Below are 18001 nucleotides of genomic sequence, written 5' to 3'. Positions count from 1 at the left end.
ATGGCTCGACTCTACAAAACGGTAGTCGAGCAAGCTCGACGCTACCGTTCCTGGGCCAGGTAGCCGGTCAGCGCCACGCGTGCGCGGGCGAACTCGGCCACCAGCAGCGCCACTGCCACGGCGGGGCGCTGCAGGCTGCCGGCGCGGGCTTCGTGCTCGATGCGCCGGGCGACGGCCGACAGTGACAGCGCGCCGACATTGGCGCTGGATGACTTGAGACTGTGCGACAGCGCCTGCAGGCGCTCGATGTCGTTGCCCTGCGCGGCCTGCTGCAGGGCCTGCACCATCGCAGGGGCATCTTCGAGGAACACGGCCACGATCTGCAGTGCGGCCGCTCCGATCACCGCCTGCAGTTCCTCGAGCACGCTGCGGTCGAGCACTGGCTGCGGCGGCGTGTCTGCTTCGGGCGCGGGAGGTGGAGTCGAGCCTGCTTCCAGTCGAGCATGGCTCGACTCTACAAGCGCGGGCGCTTTGCCCCAGCGCTGCAGCAGCGCATGCAGGGTTTCGCGGTTGATCGGCTTGGACAGGTAATCATCCATGCCGGCCTGCAGGCAGCGTTCGCGGTCGCCGGCCATGGCGTTGGCGGTCATGGCGATGATCGGCAGCCGCGCGCGGCCTTGTGCCGCTTCCTCGCTGCGCCATTGGCCGGTGGCGGCATAGCCATCCAGTACCGGCATCTGGCAATCCATCAGCACCACGTCGATACCGCCCTGACGCAGCGCCACGAGGGCCTGCTCGCCGTCGGCGGCGTTGCGCACCTCGCACTGGAACACCCGCAGCAGCTGTTCGGCCACCATGCGGTTGACCGCGTTGTCCTCCACCAGCAGCACGCGCAGGCCCAGGGGCGGCAGCATCGCCGGTGCCTGGCCATGCTCGGCCGTGGCCAGCAGGGCCGCCGGCCGTACGCTGGCGGTGGGCGTGGCCAGCAGGGCGTGCAGGGTGGCGTCGCTGAAGCCGCCCGGCAACTGCTGCTGGCGGGCCTGCGTGGGCGCGGGCTCGTCCTGCAGCCACAGCACCTGCAGCGTGTCCTCCGTGCCGCGCTCTGCCAGCGTGCGCAGCAGCGTCGCTTCGCCGCCGCGGCGCTGGCGGGCGTCCACCAGCAGCCAGGCCGGCGGCGGTTGGCCGGGGCGTGGCGCCGCACGCAGGCGCTCCAGCAGGAGATCGCGTTCGGCCAGCACCTGCACCGGCAGCCCGTGGTGGGCGGCAATGCGTTCCACGCGCGCCTGCAGGGCCACATCGGCACTGTGCAGCAGCAGCGGCGAGGGCGCGCGCGCCAGTGCCGGCAGGTCGCCGGGAATCTTCAGCAGCGGAATCTCGAACCAGAACGTGGCGCCTTGGCCAGGCGTGGACTGCACGCCAATCTGGCCGTGCATCAGGTCGATGATGCGCTTGCAGATGGCCAGGCCCAGGCCGGTGCCGCCATACAGGCGGGTGGTCGACGCATCGGCCTGACTGAAGGACTGGAACAGCCGTGACTGCAGCGTGGCGTCGATGCCGATGCCGGTGTCGGCCACTTCGAAACGCAGCTGGTGCTGGGCCGGGCCTTCGCCCAAACGCTGCACGCGCAGCTGGACCTGGCCGCGTGCGGTGAACTTGATGGCGTTGGCCAGCAGGTTGGTCAGCACCTGGCGCAGGCGCACCGGATCGCCACGCACCGGCAGGCGCACGGCAGGGTCCAGCTGCAGGCCGAGCACCAGGCCCTTCGATTCGGCGGCGCGCTGCAGCAGCTGCACCACGCCATCAAGCAGTTCGCGCAGGTTGAAGCTGGTGATCTCCAGCTCCAGCGCCTGCGCTTCCAGGCGCGAGTAGTCGAGGATGTCATCGACGATGCGCAGCAGCTGCTGCGAGCTGACCGATGCGGTGGCCAGCATCTGCCGCTGGTCGTCGCCCAGCGGCCCGCGTGCGATCAGCTCCAGCATCGGCAGGATGCCGTTGAGCGGCGTGCGGATCTCGTGGCTCATGGTGGCCAGGAATTCGCCCTTGGCCAGGGCGGCCGCTTCGGCGGCCTGCTTGGCCTGCAGCAGCTGTTGTTCCAGCTGGCCCTGGCGTTCGGTGGTGCGGCGCAGCTGGTCGCGCTCGCTGGCCAGCACGGTGCGTTCGCGCTGCACTGCCGCCAGCGCCTGGCCGCGTTGGCGCAGGCGCAGGCCAAGGGCCAGTGCCACGCCGATGGCCAGCACCAGTGCCGCCAGCAGCGCGACCGTCAGCGGCACTCAGAGCACCGCGTTGTGGAAGTCGAAGTTCAGGTCGCTGCCCGCCGACTGCACCATGTTGCCCTGGATGTAGTCCACGCCACCGACCCACATCGCCGCGGCTGCCTGCGGATCCTCGATCTGCTGGCCGATGATCTGCAGGCCTGCGGCATGCGCGCGATCGATCGCCCGGCGCAGTTCCTCGCGGGTGCCCGGGTTGGAATGGCTGCTGGAGAAGCGCGCGGCCATGCGCACGAACGACAGCGGCAGCTGGGTGAGCAGGGCATCGGCTTCGCTGCCGGGCTCGAACTGGCTCAGGCAGAAGCGCACGCCGGCACTGGCCATGCGCTGGCAGAACTGCTGCAGCGGCACGGTATGGATGAGCGCGTCGGGCAGGCGCACGTCGATCACCAGCGCGCTGCCGGGCAGGTCGCGCTGCTGCAGCGATTCCAGCAGCCAATCGGCGAAGGCATCGCGCTGCAGCGTGCGCAGCGACTGCGAGACGAACAGGTTCAGCGGCTGCGTCGCGTGCCGGTACAGGTCGAGCAGGCCCATCGCATGCTCCAGCACCTGCTGGTCCAGATCGGCGATGCGGCCGGCCGCTTCGGCGGCTGGAATGACCTGGCCGGCGGTGAGCACGGTGCCATCGGCCTGGCGCAGGCGCAGCAGCAGCTGGTACTGCGCGGTATCACCACCGGCCACGGCCACGATCGGCTGGTAGGCCAGTTCCAGCTGGCCTTCCAGCAGGGCCAGGTGTTCCTGCTCGGTCATCGCCTGGCGATGCACGTGGCCGGCCACCCCAGCGGTGAGCAGGCGCGCCTGCAGGGTGGTGCGTTCGATGGCTTCCAGCGCGCTGTTGGCATCGTCGAAGCCCGGCGACAGCGGCGCATAGCCGACCACGCCACGCAGGTGAACCGATTCATCGTCGCGGATGACGAAGGCGCGCGCGGACAGCTGTTCGCGCAGCGCGGCGGCGATGCCTTCCAGGCTTTCCTCGTCGGCACCACGGGCCAGCAGCAGGAAGCTGTTGTCGTTCAGGCGTGCCAGCAGGTGCGGGTGGCCGGCCTCGGCCAGGCGCTGGCCCGCCTGCACCATCAGCCGCTCGAAGGCGGCGTAGCCATAGCGCTCGCGCAGGCCCAGCGCGCTGGAGATTTCCACGAAGAACACGCCGCCACGGTCGCGCTGTTCCAGCGCAGCGTTGAGCTGCTGCAGCACGTGGTGGCGGGTGGGCAGGCCGGTTTCCGGGTTGCTGGTGGCTGGCGCACCGTTGGCGCCGGGCAGGGTGGCGGCCTGCGCGCGGGCGCGGCGGATGCGGTTGGCCACGGCTGCGATCAGGTGGCGCGGGCGGATCGGCTTGCTCAGGTAATCGTCGGCGCCGCTGTCGAGCACTTCGAACTGGCGCTCCGGGTCCGGGTCGCCACTGAGGAAAACGATCGGCAGCAGCTGCATGCCCGGCTGCTGGCGGATCATCGCGGTCAGCCGCATGCCATCCAGGCCCGGCAGGTGCAGGTCCATCAGGATCAGGTCGGGGCGCTGTTCGCGGATCGCCTGCTGTACGCCATCGGCGTCGGACAGCACCACTGCCTGCATGCCGGCACCGTGCAGCACGCTCTGTGCGAACAGCGCCTGGGCGCGGTCGTCTTCGACGATCAGCACGCGGTACGGCGAGTCGGACGGCGCCGGGGCATCACTGCTGTTGCCTGCATCCATCGGCGCGGACGGCAGCGGCGGCGGCGTCGCCAGTCCGTCGGTCGCATCTGCCGGTGCGGAGGGGACCACGGCAAGACTGGGCGCGGCGGCGGCCGGGGCACTGGCCCAGCGCTGCCAATGATCGGCCGGAGGGGTTTCAGCGCGTCCGGGGCGTGCGCCCGCGGGGGATTCATTTGCGGACATCAAAGCTCCTGGTGTTCGCCGCCATTATGCGCCAAGCCCGGCAGTCAGCCGGTGCGTGGTTGGCCTGCAGAGGCCGTGCCGCCAGCACGTGCAAGCCATCGCACGCCCTTCCACAGGGTGCGCCAGACCAGCCATACCAGCAGTGCGCCGGCCAGGCTGCAGGCCAGTACCACGACCAGGGCGATCCAAGGATGGGCCAGTGCCAGTGCCAGGCCGCCGACCACCACGGTGTCCTCGGCGACCGAGGCGACCCAGTTGCTGGCCGGTTCCGGCGACGTGTTGAGCAGGGCGCGGGTGCCGGCCTTCAGGCCGTGGCTGGCCAGGGCCACGCCGGCGCCGGCCAGCAGGGTGCCGGTGCCCAGCTGGCCATCGGGCGAGAGCGTGGCGGCGGCCAGGAAGGCGCCGGCCGGTACCCGCGCCAGGGTATGCACGAGATCCCAGATGGAATCGACGCCGGGGATCTTGTCGGCGAAGAATTCGGCGATGGCCAGTGCTGCCGAGGTGCCCAGCACCCACCACGATTCGGTGGCCTGCAGGGCCGGTGGCAGGTCGACCCAGCCGAGCAGGCCGGCCAGGCCGACGCCGAACACGGTGAGGTACACGCGGATGCCGGCCAGCCAGGCCAGCAGGATGCCGATCACGAACAGGTGGGCTTCGGTCATGGCGGGGCTCCGGCGACGGAACTGTGCGGGGTGCCACACTATCGGCGATGACGTGGCTGAACACCACCGGCCGCTGGCGGCCGGCACCGGGGAAAGCCCCCGTTCCTGTCATACACTAGCCCGTCGTTTGCTACAGGGGCCGTGCTGGTGTCGCCATTGCGAGTCCACGGAGACTACCCATGAACAACCGCCCACCCGTGCGCGTACAGGTCCGCCTGCCCGGTGCCAAGCCGCCGCCGGTCGACCGTCGGCGCCTGCTGGTCATCGCCGGCATCTGGCTGCTGAGCCTGGTGCTGGCGGTGCTGGGCGGCTGCTGGCTGGGCGCGCCGCGCGATGCCCAGGGGCAGCGCCTGCAGGCGGCCGAGAAGCGCGCCGACACGGTGCAGGCGCAGCTGACCGAGCTGCGCCAGAAGCAGGCCACGCTGGAAGCCTCCGACCGCATCAGCCGCGCCGCCAACACCGAGGTGCAGTCCTCGCTGGCCGAGCGCGACGAAGAGATCGCCGGGCTGCGTGCCGACGTGGCCTTCTATGAGCGCCTGGTCGGTTCGACCAGCCAGCGCAAGGGCCTGAACACCCATTCGATCGAGTTCAGCCCCGAATCGGCCGGCACCTGGCAGTACGCCGTGGTGCTGACCCAGAACCTCAACCGCGGGGCCATCAGCCAGGGGCAGATGCGCTTCACCGTGGAAGGCGTGAAGAACGGCAAGCTGGCCACGATCAGCTGGGATGAGCTGCACCAGCGCAGCAAGGTGCCGGGACAGGATTACTCGTTCCGGTACTTCCAGCAGCTCACCGGCAGTGTGATGCTGCCGACGGACTTCACCCCGCAACGGGTGAGGGTGACACTGGGGAGTGGTGCAGGGGGCACCACGCAGGTATTCGACTGGAAACAGGCCGGCGCACCGGCCAGCAAAGGGGAGTAGGCAGATGTTCGGAAACAGCAAATCCAGCCGTGATGGCCAGTTGGTGGTGGATGCCCTGATCGGCAACCAGGTGGTGATCCGCGGTGATGTGGAATTCAGTGGTGGCCTGTACGTGGAAGGCCGCATCCATGGCAAGGTGATCGCCCAGGAAGGCGCCAGCGGCGCGACCCTGACGGTGGCCGAGCATGGCGTCATCGAAGGCGAGATCCGCGCCCAGGTGGTGGTCATCAGTGGCCGCCTCGACGGTGACGTGCACGCCAGCGAGAAGGTCGAACTGACCCCGAGCGCGCGGGTGAACGGCAACGTCCACTATCAGGTGGTGGAAATGAACGCCGGTGCCCAGCTGAATGGCCGCCTGATCCACGCCAGCAGCCCGGTTGCGGCCCTGCCGGCGCCGGAAGGCGAAGGCGAAGCGACGGAAGGCAAGGGCGGCACCGCCGCGCGCCGCAAGCTGGCCGAGGCGATGGCTTGAAAGCCATTCCCGGCGCCCCCATGCTGAGGCCATGAGCACGCTAGTTTCCCTGCCCGGCGCCACGCCGGCCGCCGCTCCCGACTACCAGTCGCTGGAGCGGCCGCTGAACTTCACCGAATCGGCCGCGGCCAAGGTGAAGGAACTGATCCAGGACGAGGGCAACCCCGACCTGGCCCTGCGCGTGTACATCGAGGGCGGTGGCTGTTCCGGGTTCCAGTACGGCTTCGAGTTCGACGAGAACCGCGCCGAGGACGACCTGGCGGTGCAGACCAGCGGGGTCACCCTGCTGGTCGATCCGCTCAGCCTGCAGTACCTGATGGGCGCCGAGGTGGATTACACCGAGAGCCTGACCGGTGCGCAGTTCGTGATCCGCAACCCGAACGCGAAGACCACCTGCGGCTGCGGCAGCAGCTTCAGCATGTGATGCCGGGCGCGGGGCCGATGCCTCGCGCTGCCGTTGCGCGCAAGACCGACTGATTGCGCACAGCGCCGACCTTGCCACCTGCGGCAATTGGCGGCAGGCTTGTCGGATGCTCAATACTCCTTCGCCGCTTTCCGGTTTCGCCTTCGTGGCCGAGCCGCTGGAGCGCGCCGATGCCCTGCGCGATGATGCCGATGCCCTGGCACGCCTGTGGCCGGATGCGCGCATTCTTGTCCTGGACCAGGACGGCACCGCCTTCACCGGTGAGGACGACCAGCCGGTCGCGCTGACCGGCGTCGATATCGGCGGTGGCCCCGGTGCGGCCATCTTCCTCGGCCTGCGCGCGGGCCAGGCCTGGTTCTCCGTCGAAGCCACCAACGTCACCCAGACCGCACCGCGCCGGCTCGACCTGCGCCAGGCGGCACTGCTGTGGAGCGTGGCCGATGCCACCGCCTTCAGCTACGCCCGCGGCATGTCCTACTGGCATTCGCGCACGCGCTTCTGCGGTGTGTGCGGTGGTGCGGTGGCCTTCGCCCGCGGCGGCTTCGTCGGCCGCTGCGCACAGTGTTCCACCGAGCATTACCCGCGGGTCGACCCGGCGGTGATCGTGGCGGTGGAAAACCAGGGCCGTCTGCTGCTGGGCCGCCAGTCCAACTGGGCGCCGCGCCGCTATTCGGTGCTGGCCGGCTTCGTCGAGCCCGGCGAGACCTTCGAGCAGACCGTGGTGCGCGAGGTGCACGAAGAGAGCAAGGTGCGGGTGACGTCCTGCCAGTACCTCGGCTCGCAGCCGTGGCCGTTCCCCGGCGCGCTGATGGTGGGGTTCCGCGCGCAGGCGCAGGACGACGTGCCGACCGTCAACGGCGAGCTGGAAGACGCACGCTGGTTCACTGCTGAAGAGGTGGGCGCGGCGCTGGCCCGTGACGTCGAGGACGATGGCGAAGGCATCCGCCTGTCGCCGCCGATCTCGATCTCGCGCGGCCTGATCGAACACTGGTACCGGCAGCAGCAGGGCTGATCGCTGCGGCCGTGCCGGGCGGTGCCGGCGGCCGCATTGCCGCCACCTGAACACGCGCCGGGTTACAGTCGGGTTCATCGCTGAACGCGCCGCTGCGGCAGGTAAGGTAGCGGCGCAGAATGCTTGTTCGTAGGGAGACCTGCCATGTTCACCACCCTGGTCGCCGTGTTGGTGGCGCTGGCCCTGGGCCACGTTGCCCCGGCTGCTGCCGCCACGCTGCGCCGTTTCGACGGCTTCCGGCGCTGGCTGGGCTGGTTGGACGGGCATGGCGGACGGGCATGGCAGGGGCCGGCCGGCGTGGCGCTGGCGATCGTGCCGCCGCTGCTGCTGATGGCACTGCTGGCTTGGTTGCTGCGCGGGGTGCTGTTCGGCCTGCCCGGCCTGCTGCTGGGCGTGGCGGTTCTGGCCTGGTGCTGGGGCCCGCGCGACCTCGACCGTGATATCGAAGCGATCATCGATGCCGACGACGCAGCGGGCCGCCAGGCGGCGGTACGCCACCTGCAGGCCGCCGGTGGCAGCCTGCGCGAGGACGTGCCCTCGCTGGTCGAGGCGACCGTGCTCAATGCACTGCGACGCTGGTTCGCGGTGCTGTTCTGGTTCCTGCTGCTGGGCCCGGTCGGTGCATTGGCCTATCGCCTGCTGGCGCTGATGGCCGAGAGCCCGATGCGGGCACGCGTGCCGGTGGAGCCACTGGCGCTGGCACAGCGCCTGCTGGCCTGGATCGAATGGCCGGTGGCGCAGCTGATGGCGTTCTCGATGGCGTTGGTCGGCAACTTCGATACGGCGTGGAAGGCGTGGCGGCAGGCCCATGGCGAGCGCCTGGCCGGTGGCATCGGCTTCCTCGGCGCGGTGGCGCGGGCCAGCGTGAATGCCGAACTGCGCGAAGAAGCGCATGACTACACCGAAGCGGGCCTGTTGCCGGTATGGCAGCGGCTGCCGGACCTGCGCGATGCGATGAGCCTGGTGTGGCGGATGCTGCTGCTGTGGCTGGCGGTGCTGGCGCTGCTGGTCATCGCCGGCTGGGTGACGTAGATCCACGCCATGCGTGGATGGCGCGGTGCTGCACAGCGCTACGGCGTGTAACGATCGTCGAAGTCGAGGTAATCCTCGTGCAGGCCCTGCACCAGGCGTCCGGTCGGTTCGTCGTTGGCGTCGGTTTCCATCAGCAGCCAGCCGGGCATGCCGTCTTCGCGCATCGCCGGACCTTCATCCACGGCCATCACGAAGCTGTTGCCCAGCGCCTTGCCGTACGCATGCAGCAGCGCGTGCAGGGCCTGCGGATCCACCGCACCGCGCAGCGTCGCCAGTGTCTGTTCCAGTTCCGGGCGATCAAACAGCGCCTCGGACAACGCACTGTCCACATCGTCGGCCAGCGTGTGCACATCGCGGAGCATCAGGAAGCGCGCGAACTGCGGCAGGTCCTCGCCCAGTTCGCTGTTCACCCAGCTGCGCGGATCACTGCAGCCGGCAGCCTTCATGGCCGCGGTCAATTCATCACGTCGATCAGTCATCGCACCAGCATAGCCGAGCGAAGCGAGCCGCTTCTGCTTTTGCGTTTGATCTTCTTTTTCTTCCGTGGTGGACGCACACGGAAACTGTCAGGGGCCGGGCCAAGCGCGGTGCCAGTCGACTGACAGTCGACGCTACCTACACCGGTGCCAGCGCAGTGAACGGCGCCCACGGCAGGTTGCGCAGCAGCGCATACCCCGGCAGCACCCACAGCCAGAACTTCGGGTTGGCCAGCAGCCGCATCAACGGATCGAGCGCCTTCATGCGCACGCCCGCCATGTGCAGCAGCATCAGGAACAGGAAGGGCAGGCTGATGACCAGCAGGGGGTTCATCGCCATCGCGCCGGGCAGGTCGAAATGGACCAGCGAATACAGGCAGCGGGTGCTGCCGCAGCCGGGGCAGTAGAAGCCGGTCAGCGCATACAGCGGGCAGCTCGGCAGCGGATTGCCGGGCACATACGGGTTGACGTGGCGCAGCACCACGGCAGCACCGGCGGCCAGGCCGGAAGCGGCCAGCAGCGGGGACCAGCGGCCCAGGCGGGAGGGAACGGGAGGTGGAGGCATGCAGGGAGATACGGGACCCGGCGCGCGGCCGGATCCCGTAGCAGGCATCAGTAGCTGCTGCCGCCGCTCAGGGCGCCCATGCCGCCGATGGCCATGATCAGGATGAAGTACAGCACGCCGACGACCAGCGCCGCGATGGCCGACCAGATGGCCCACTTCTTGGCCTTCTCCGACGATTCCTGGGCACCGGCGATGTCACCGGCGGCCAGCTTGCCGTTGACCTGTGCGGCGTAGACGATCGACACGATGCCGGCAGGCAGGCAGCAGAACAGCGTGGACAGGATGGCCCAGACCAGGTGGTTCGGGATCTGCGGGGTAGCGGTATTCATGGTTCAAGCTCCTCGATGGGTGGTGGTGGTGAATCAATGGTCGGAAAGAGCGCCCAGAACGGCCAAGCCGCCGAACAGCCCGAACCACAACAGCAACAGGACCGGCAGCGCCACGGCCGAAGCCGCCGCCCACCAGCCCGCCTTGCGCGATGCAGCGTAAGCCCCGGCCAGATCACCGGCCGCGCGGCGACCATCGACCTGCGAGGCATACACGATCGATACCACGCCCAGTGGCAGGCAGCAGAACAGCGTCGTCAGGATCGCCCAGACCAGATGGTTGGGGATGTAGACCGGACGGCTGGGCTGTGGTGGTTGATTCAAAGCAAGACTCCATTCCTTGGCGGTCGATCTGTCGCAGACAGACCGAACCTCCCCCCTGTGGGTGCGTAATCTACCGCAACCGGCGGCCCATGTATGCGTTTACATGCCCGCCGCGCTTGGCTCGGCAGCAGACGGGGGAGTACTGGAACGGTTTCCGGGTGCCGGTTTCCCTGCGGAAATGCTCAGGCGTGGTCGCCGCGCAGGGCGCGCACCTGCGCCTCCAGCGCGGGCGCATCGGCGCTGTGGCCGTCCACGGCTGCAGCGGCCACCACCTGCACGGTGGCGCGGAAACGCCGCGGCACGCGCATGCGGCCCAGGCGCGTGTCGCGCCGGCTCCACATGCTCGACCACATGCCACGCAGGGCCATCGGCACCACCGGCACCGGGCGCCGCTCGAGGATCTTCTCAACGCCGGACTTGAACGGCGCCATGCTGCCGTCCTTGGTCAGCGCGCCCTCCGGGAAGATGCAGACCAGCTCGCCCTCGGCCAGGGCCGCATCGATCTCGTCGAACGCGCGCTGCATCAGCGCCGGGTCTTCGCGCGCGCCGGCGATGGGAATCGCCTTGGCGGTGCGGAAGATCCAGCGCATCACCGGGATGTTGAATATCTTGTAGTACATGACGAAACGCACGGGGCGCGGGATCGTCGCCGACAGGATCAGCGCGTCCATGTAGCTGACGTGGTTGCAGACCAGCAGCGCGGCGCCCTCGTCGGGGACGTTGGCCTCGATGCCGTGCGGGCGCAGCCGGTACAGCGAGCGCACCATCAGCCAGCTGAGGAAGCGCATCAGGAATTCGGGGACGATGGTGAAGATGTAGATCGCCACGATGGCATTGGCGATGGCCAGCGCCAGGAACTGCTGCGGGATGGACCAGTGCAGCAGCTGGTGCGCGGCCAGCGACAGCAGCGCCGCGGCGACGATGAAACCGGAATTCTGGATGTTGAGTGCGGCGAATACGCGCGACATCTGCGCCTTCGGCGTGCGGCTCTGGATGAGCGCGAACAGTGGCACCACGAACACACCGGTAAACAGGCCGATGCCTACAAGATCGATGACGATGCGCACGCTGCCCGGCTGCTGCAGGAACGCCAGCACGCCCAGGTTCTGCACGGTCGCTTCGCCGGTGCGGGCGAAGTACAGGTCCAGCAGGAAGGCGGTCATGCCGAACGCACCCAGCGGCACCAGGCCGATTTCCACCGTGCGCGCCGACAGCTTCTCGCACAGCAGCGAACCGACGCCGGTGCCCACCGAGAACAGCGCCAGCGCGAACAGGTACAGCTTGGGCTCGCCGCCCAGGTTGACCAGCGCGTAGTTGGGCAGCTGCGAGGTCAGCACGGTGCCGACGAACCAGAACCAGGACACGCCGAGGATGGCGTTGCGCACCGCCTTCTGCTGTCGCGCCATGCGCAGCACCACCAGTGACTCGGGCAGCGGGTTCCAGTTGATCTTGAGGTCGGGGTCGCCGGCGTCGACCCGGGGAATCATGCGCGCGGCGAGATTGCCGCAGATCGCCAGCGCGATGACGGCCGTTGCCGCCACGATCGGACCATGGCTGCCGGCCAGCAGGAACACCGAGCCGCCGATGATCATGCCCGACAGGATCGAGATCGAGGTGCCCATTTCGACCAGGCCGTTGCCACCGGTCAGTTCCTCCGGTTTCAGTACCGAGGGCAGTACCGAGTACTTCACCGGGCCGAAGAGGGTCGACTGCATGCCGGTGCAGAACAGCGCCACCAGCAGGAACGGCAGGTTCTCGGTAATGAACCCGATGGCCGCAAGCGACATGATCACGATCTCCATGGTGGTGGTGATCACGATCAGCCGCGATTTTTCCAGTTTGTCGGCGATCTGCCCGGCCAGGGCCGAGAACAGGAAATACGGCAGGATGAAGATGGCCGGCGCCAGCGTGGTGTACAGCGAGCGCTGCTCGTCCGATACGCCCAGGTAGAACAACAGGCCGATGATGGCCTGCCGGTACACGTTGTCGTTGAAGGCGCCCAGCGCCTGCACGATGAAGAACGGCAGGAAGCGGCGCTGGCGGAGCAGGGCGAACTGGCTGTGACCGGACATGGAATCTCCTTGACCGGCGCAGCCTAGCATTCCTGCCCAACTCTGGTGGGTGCGGACCGTTGGTCCGCACACCTCGCACACCCGATCCGCCTCACACGATATCGTCGACCACGCCACCATCCACGCGCAGGGCAGCGCCGGACGTGGCCGAGGCCTGCGCCGACGCCAGGTAGACCACCATGTTGGCCACTTCCTCGACGGTGGCCGCGCGCTGGATCACCGACGCCGGGCGGTGGGCCATGACGAATTCACGGCCGATCTGCTCCAGCGGCTTGCCGCTGCGTGCGCGTTCTTCCTCGAACATCGCCGCGAAGCCGTCGGACAAGGTCGGGCCGGGCAGCACCGCGTTGACGGTGACGCCGCTGCCGGCCACGCGCTTGGCAAGACCGCGCGACAACGACAGCTGGGCAGTCTTGCTGACCCCGTAATGGATCATGTCGGCCGGGATGTTGCGTGCCGATTCGGAGGAAATGAACAGCACCCGGCCCCAGCCGGCATCGACCATGGCCGGCAGCAGGGCGCGGGCCAGGCGCACGCCGGACATCACGTTGGTCTGCCAGTAGCGCTCCCAGGTGGCGTCGTCGGTGTCGAAGAAATCCTGCGGGCCGAAGATGCCGGCATTGTTGACCAGGATGTCGATCTTCGGCAGGCCGGCCAGCAGGGTGTCCACGCCGGCCGCATCGGAGAGGTCGGCGGCCACGCCGATCACCTCGGCGCCGGGCACGGCGGCCAGCAGGCGCTGGCGGGCGCGCTCGGTGCTGTCGGCGCTGCGGCCGTTGATGACCACCGTGGCGCCGGCGGCGGCCAGGCCCTCGGCGATGGCCAGACCGATGCCGGCGGTGGATGCGGTGACCAGCGCGGTGCGGCCGCCCAGTTCGATCTTCATGGGGAACATCCAGCAAAGGAGGAGATTGGCCAGTATCCCCCTGACGCTGTGATCTGCATGCAGCGCCAGCTGCAACACAATGGTGCGGCATTGGCAGGTGCGGACCGTTGGTCCGCATGGAAACCGCCCCGGTAGGTGCGGACCGTTGGTCCGCACGAAACCGCCCCGGTAGGTGCGGACCGTTGGTCCGCACGAAACCGCCCCGGTAGGTGCGGACCGTTGGTCCGCACGAAACCGCCCCGGTAGGTGCGGACCGTTGGTCCGCATGGAAACCGCCCCGGTAGGTGCGGACCGTTGGTCCGCACGCTCCATCAGGTCAGGGTGGTGACCGCCTGGTTCGCCGCCGCGCGTACTTTCGGCAGCAGCCGCAGCACCAGCGCCATCTGCGTGCGGATCAACTGCAGCTTCGGCGGCATCGCTTCTTCGATCTGTTCCAGCTCGGCGGCCACGGCACGGTCGGCATCGTTGTCCTCCTCGCTGACCGGCTGCCGCGCGGTCAACGCCGTGGCCAGCTGCTGCAGCGCCTTGCGCACCCGGTCACCAGCGGCCAGGGCCAGTGGATCGCCGGCGTAGCTGTCCACCTGGTCGCGGTGTGCGCCCAGCGCGGACAGGTGGCCAAGCAGGGTGTTGGACAGGGCCAGGAAGTGGAAGCCGGCATCGAGGTTGCGGCGCACGTGGCCGGGCTCGCGCAGCATGTTCGACAGCGCCGTGGACAGGGCCGCGTCGGCGTTGTGCATGTCGCGGCGGGCGATGCGGTAGGCCAGGTCATCGCGCATGCCGCTGCGGTACTGGCCCAGCACCGAATCGAGGTAGCGCGAGGCGGTATCCAGCACCCGTGCCAGCACCAGGTGCAGCTGCCGCCCCTGCCAGTCGGGCAGGATCAGGAACGCAGCGGCAGCGGCGATGGCACAGCCCAGCACCGTGTCGACCATGCGCGGGACGATCAGCACGAAGCCGTCGCCGATCAGGTTGAAGCAGGTCAGCGCCATCACCGTGATCGCCGCCGAGGCCACCAGGTAGCGGTCGGTGCGGTTGTAGAAGAACAGCAGCGCCGACAGCAGGGCGATCAGCAGCTGCACATGCAGCTGCGGGAACAGCTGCAGCAGCGCCCAGGTCAGCACCAGGCCGGCCAGGGTGCCGACCACGCGCTGGGCCAGGCGCTGGCGGGTGGCGCCGAAGTTGGGCCGGCACACGAAGACGATGGTCAGCAGCACCCACGAACCGTGCTGCGCGTCGAACAGGCGGATGGCGAGGAAGCCGGCGACCAGCGCCACGGCCATGCGCAGGCCGTGGCGGAACAGCACCGAGCCCGGCGTGAGCTGCTGGCGGATGCGCACGCCCATCTCGCGCAGGGTATGTGGATTGCTGTCACGCAGCCGGGTGTCGACGTTGTCCAGGCTGGCTTCGGAACGTTCGGCATCGAGCAGGCGGCGCTCGATGCTGCGCAGGTTGTGCACCAGCAGGTCCAGCGAACCGAGCAGGCGCTGCCACTGCGGGCGCTGCTGGTCGCGCAGGTAGGCCAGCGCATCGGCCAGGTCGCGGCCGGCCTGCTGGTTGCTTTCGCCGTACACGAACGGGCGGCGCAGGCGGATGGCTTCGCCGAGGCGCGCACAGGCCTGGCCCTGCAGGTCAAGCAGTCGCTGGCAGCGGTACAGCACGTCGCTGTGGAAGAACGCATCGACCAGCGCGCCATAGGGATAGTGCGAGGAACTGGCGCGTTCGTGGAAATCCTGCGCCATGTAGTACAGGCGCAGGTACAGGCCGGAATTGACGCCGGGCCGGCCGGAGCGGCCGAAGCGGGCCAGGATCGCGGCCTTCGCTTCATTGAGCGCGCCGACCACGCGGCGGTTCTGTTCGGCCAGGTCCAGCTGGCGGCGCTGCAGGTCGGCTTCGCGCACTGGTTCGAACAACGTGGCCTTGAGCTGCAGGTAGCGGCCCAGTTCCACGTACAGGCGGGCGACCCGTTCGCGCACGGGGCGGTTGGCGAACAGCGCCGTCCACAGGATCGACAGCAGGCCGTACCAGACCGCGCCGATCAGCAGGTGGCTGGCCGCCTCCATGGCGCGCGGCAGGTCGCCGGCGCCGCCGTGCTGCTCCAGGCCGATCATGGTGTAGATGGCCAGGGTCACCGTGGCCTGGGCGATGGACGCGTAGCGTTCGCCCAGCGCGCCCAGCAGGGTCAGGCAGAACGTGGACAGCGCCAGCGCGCCGATGAACACCCACGGCAGCGGGAACAGCCAGATGACCGAGGCGGCGGCGATGCAGAAGCACAGCAGCGACAGCAGCACCGCCTTGGTGCGGCCCCACCAGTTGTCATCGGTCTCGGCGATGGCGCTGGCGATGATGCCGAGGAACACCCCGGGCAGGGCCGGCAGCGCGTCCAGGTGCCAGCACACGCCCAGCGCCGTGGTCAGGGCGATGAAGACGCGCAGGCCGTAGCTGGCCTTTTCGTGTGCCCACAGGCGGCTGAAGCGGGATTCGCGGGTGGACATGCAGGCTCGGGGGGCGGGATGCCCCCCATTATTGCGGTGCGCGCGTGAAATGGGGGGAGCGATGTGCGGACCAACGGTCCGCACCCACCTTGGGCGGTCCGCACCCACCTCGGGCGGGGAGCTGGGTTACATCTCCCAGCGCACGCTCACGGCGAAGGTGCGTGGCAGGCCGACACCCGCGTTCGACCAGTATTTGCGGTTACCCAGGTTCTCCACGCTGGCGCGCAGGGTGACCGGGTGGCCCGAGGCGAGCAGGCGGTAACCGACGCCGGCGTTGACCAGGGTGTAGTCGGGCAGCTTCAGGGTGTTGTCGGCGTCGTACCAGACATCGCCGTAGTAGCGCACGGCCGCATAGGCTTCCAGCCCGTCCACCCACGGCAACTGGTAGTTGGCGTGCAGCACGCCGCTCCAGCGGGCCGCACCGGCGGTGCGGTTGCCTTCCTGCGATGCACTGGCCGGGGACAGCTTGTCGTAGGTCGGGTCCAGCCAGGTCACGCCGCCGCCGACGGTCAGCGCGTCGCTCAGGTGCAGGTCGGCGCTGGCTTCCACGCCTTCATACAGGGTGATGCCGTCCTGCACCAGGAACTTGCCGGCGTTGGTCAGCAGGTCGATGTTGGCCCCGCGTTCCAGCCGGAACGCCGCCACGTTCGCATTCCAGCGCGGTGCTTCCACCTTGGCGCCGATCTCGTACTGCTTGCTGATGGTCGGGTCCAGCACATCGCCGGCATTGATGTAGGTGTTGCCGACGCGGCTGCCGGCTTCCAGCGATTCGATGTAGCTGGCATACAGGGTCACCGCATCGCTGGGCTTGTACATCACCGCGTAGGTCGGGGTGACCGGGTAGGTGTGGTAGCTGCCCTTGGTTTCGAAGTCGTTGTAGCGCCAGCCGGCCAGCACCGACCAGCCACCGCCGACATCGATGGTGTCGCTGGCGAAGACCGCCTGCTGCACGGTTTCATCGCCACGGCTGAGTACGCGCGAGCCCACCGCGTCGTGGCGGATGGCCGAACGCTGGTAGAGGTTGGCGCGGCCGATGTTGCTCCACTCGTAGGGACGGTCCCAGCCCAGCCCGGTCTGGTGGCTGACGCCGGCCACCAGCTGGTGCTGCAGCGGGCCGGTGCGGAAGCTGCCCTGCACCAGCGCCTGGGCCAGCTTCCACTCGCTCTTGCCGCCCAGCTCGTACACGTTCACGTCGTAGTCGCCGTTCACATCGTCGATGTAGGCGAAGATCTTGTTGACGTCATTCCACGATGTGGTGACGCCGTAGCTCAGGCTGGCCTTCCAGTCGCTGTTGATCTGCCAGTTGAGGGCGGTCGACAGCAGGCTGGAGCGGGTGTCGTAGTAGGTGCCGGGCACGCTGTTGTCGACGTCACCGGCGATCGGGCGCGGCAGCGAGGTCAGGCCGATGAAGTAGTACTGCGGCGATTCCTCGCTGAGGTCGCGCGACTGGAACACGCCGTCGAAGGTCCAGGTGAGCGCATCGCTCAGACGCGCATCCAGGGACAGCGCGCCGACCTTGCGGTCGACATGGCCACCGTTGAAGGTCTCGCCTTTTTCCTGGTACGCGTTGAAGCGGTAGCCGAACATCTGCTCGTTGCCGAAACGGCCGCCGACATCCACGCCGCCGCTGGCGATGCCCTGTTCGCGCCAGCCGAGCTGGGCGCTGAAGGTGGTGGTGTCGGTCGGCTTCTTGGTGATGTAGTTGACGATGCCGCCGGGTGCGCCGAAGCCGTACAGGAAGCCACCGGGACCCTTCAGCAGGTCCACCTGCTCCATCACTTCCAGCGGCCATTCGGTGCCCCATGAGGAGACCTGCAGGCCGTTGACGCGGTAGCTGTCGAAGTTGAGGTCGATGCCGCGGTTGCGGATCGGCGAGCTCCAGCCGCTGGCGTAGGCGCTGACCTGGGTGGTGACCGACGGGTCGAACAGGAAGACTTCGCCCAGCGAGACGACCTGGCGCTGCTCGATCTGCTCGCGGCCGACCGCGGTGATCGCGAACGGGGTGTCGCGCAGGGCGCGGTCACCGAGGGCGCCGGCTTCGGTATGGGTGCGTTCGGCGGTGACCTTGATCGCATCCAGGTCGGTGGCACTGCGGGTATCGGCCGGGGCTTCGGCGTGGGCGGCACAGGCGGCAGACAGAGCCATGGCCAGCACGGCCAGGCGGGGGGAACGGGTGGGCAGCATCGGTGGGGGATCCTCGGCGGACAGCACGCGACCGTCCGCGGTGGCGGAAGGGAAGGGGTCGATGGCTGG

Annotated in this window: 16 protein-coding genes; 5 read left to right on the top strand and 11 right to left on the bottom strand. The window is 68.7% G+C overall.

From position 1 onward, the window contains the following. Positions 1-41: 41 nt before the first annotated feature. From C1926_RS09695 to C1926_RS09685, 3 genes are read right to left on the bottom strand one after another with little or no spacing between them, the layout of a single operon-like run. Complete coding sequence (locus C1926_RS09695; RefSeq protein WP_108759041.1) at positions 42-2210, bottom strand: ATP-binding protein; 2169 nt, start codon at positions 2208-2210, stop codon at positions 42-44. Next, a complete protein-coding gene (locus C1926_RS09690; RefSeq protein WP_108759040.1) occupies positions 2211-4082 on the bottom strand; it encodes an EAL domain-containing protein in 1872 nt (623 codons plus the stop codon). Between the two features lie 44 nt (positions 4083-4126). Next, complete coding sequence (locus C1926_RS09685; RefSeq protein WP_079223863.1) at positions 4127-4744, bottom strand: DUF4126 domain-containing protein; 618 nt, start codon at positions 4742-4744, stop codon at positions 4127-4129. Positions 4745-4923: 179 nt separating this feature from the next. Between C1926_RS09685 and C1926_RS09680 the strand changes: the two genes are divergently transcribed. The 5 genes from C1926_RS09680 (at position 4924) to ampE (ending at position 8607) form a co-directional block, all read left to right on the top strand. Continuing rightward, a complete protein-coding gene (locus C1926_RS09680; protein WP_108747527.1) occupies positions 4924-5667 on the top strand; it encodes a DUF6776 family protein in 744 nt (247 codons plus the stop codon). Positions 5668-5671: 4 nt separating this feature from the next. Further along, on the top strand, positions 5672-6139 hold the full coding sequence (locus C1926_RS09675; protein WP_079223860.1) for a polymer-forming cytoskeletal protein: 468 nt from the start codon (positions 5672-5674) through the stop codon (positions 6137-6139). A 31-nt stretch (positions 6140-6170) separates the two neighbouring features. After that, positions 6171-6563 carry an iron-sulfur cluster insertion protein ErpA gene (gene erpA / locus C1926_RS09670; RefSeq protein WP_108747525.1) on the top strand — a complete coding sequence of 131 codons (393 nt, stop codon included), beginning with the start codon at positions 6171-6173 and terminating at the stop codon, positions 6561-6563. A 106-nt stretch (positions 6564-6669) separates the two neighbouring features. Further along, entirely contained in the window at positions 6670-7575 is a 906-nt protein-coding gene (nudC, locus tag C1926_RS09665) for an NAD(+) diphosphatase (protein ID WP_108759039.1), read from the top strand. 144 nt (positions 7576-7719) lie between these two features. Beyond that, positions 7720-8607 carry a regulatory signaling modulator protein AmpE gene (ampE, locus tag C1926_RS09660; protein ID WP_108759038.1) on the top strand — a complete coding sequence of 296 codons (888 nt, stop codon included), beginning with the start codon at positions 7720-7722 and terminating at the stop codon, positions 8605-8607. Between the two features lie 38 nt (positions 8608-8645). On the opposite strand, the gene C1926_RS09655 is transcribed toward ampE, so the two are convergent. The 8 genes from C1926_RS09655 to C1926_RS09620 all read right to left on the bottom strand — a co-directional run bounded on the left by C1926_RS09655 (position 8646) and on the right by C1926_RS09620 (position 17932). Then, positions 8646-9086, bottom strand: a complete 441-nt coding sequence (locus C1926_RS09655; RefSeq protein ID WP_159095068.1) for a hypothetical protein — start codon at positions 9084-9086, stop codon at positions 8646-8648. 136 nt (positions 9087-9222) lie between these two features. Beyond that, entirely contained in the window at positions 9223-9648 is a 426-nt protein-coding gene (locus tag C1926_RS09650) for a DUF2752 domain-containing protein (RefSeq protein WP_079223852.1), read from the bottom strand. Positions 9649-9695: 47 nt separating this feature from the next. Further along, entirely contained in the window at positions 9696-9977 is a 282-nt protein-coding gene (locus C1926_RS09645) for a CD225/dispanin family protein (protein WP_079223850.1), read from the bottom strand. Between the two features lie 33 nt (positions 9978-10010). After that, positions 10011-10298, bottom strand: a complete 288-nt coding sequence (locus C1926_RS09640) for a CD225/dispanin family protein (RefSeq protein WP_108747523.1) — start codon at positions 10296-10298, stop codon at positions 10011-10013. Between the two features lie 182 nt (positions 10299-10480). After that, the gene (locus tag C1926_RS09635) at positions 10481-12370 is read right to left on the bottom strand and encodes an MFS transporter (RefSeq protein WP_108747522.1); all 1890 of its coding nucleotides are present in this window, start codon (positions 12368-12370) and stop codon (positions 10481-10483) included. Positions 12371-12461: 91 nt separating this feature from the next. Continuing rightward, positions 12462-13256: an SDR family oxidoreductase gene (locus C1926_RS09630; protein ID WP_079223837.1), complete on the bottom strand. Its 795-nt coding sequence runs from the start codon at positions 13254-13256 to the stop codon at positions 12462-12464. A 311-nt stretch (positions 13257-13567) separates the two neighbouring features. Then, positions 13568-15748 (bottom strand): YccS family putative transporter, encoded by a 2181-nt coding sequence (gene yccS / locus C1926_RS09625; RefSeq protein ID WP_079223835.1) that lies wholly within the window; start codon positions 15746-15748, stop codon positions 13568-13570. A gap of 126 nt (positions 15749-15874) precedes the next feature. Continuing rightward, a complete protein-coding gene (locus tag C1926_RS09620) occupies positions 15875-17932 on the bottom strand; it encodes a TonB-dependent receptor (protein WP_108759036.1) in 2058 nt (685 codons plus the stop codon). Positions 17933-18001: the final 69 nt, after the last annotated feature.

Source organism: Stenotrophomonas sp. ZAC14A_NAIMI4_1, from assembly GCF_003086915.1.
Lineage (GTDB): Bacteria > Pseudomonadota > Gammaproteobacteria > Xanthomonadales > Xanthomonadaceae > Stenotrophomonas.
Note: the sequence above shows the minus strand (reverse complement) of the source record. Positions and strands in the feature narration are given on the sequence as shown.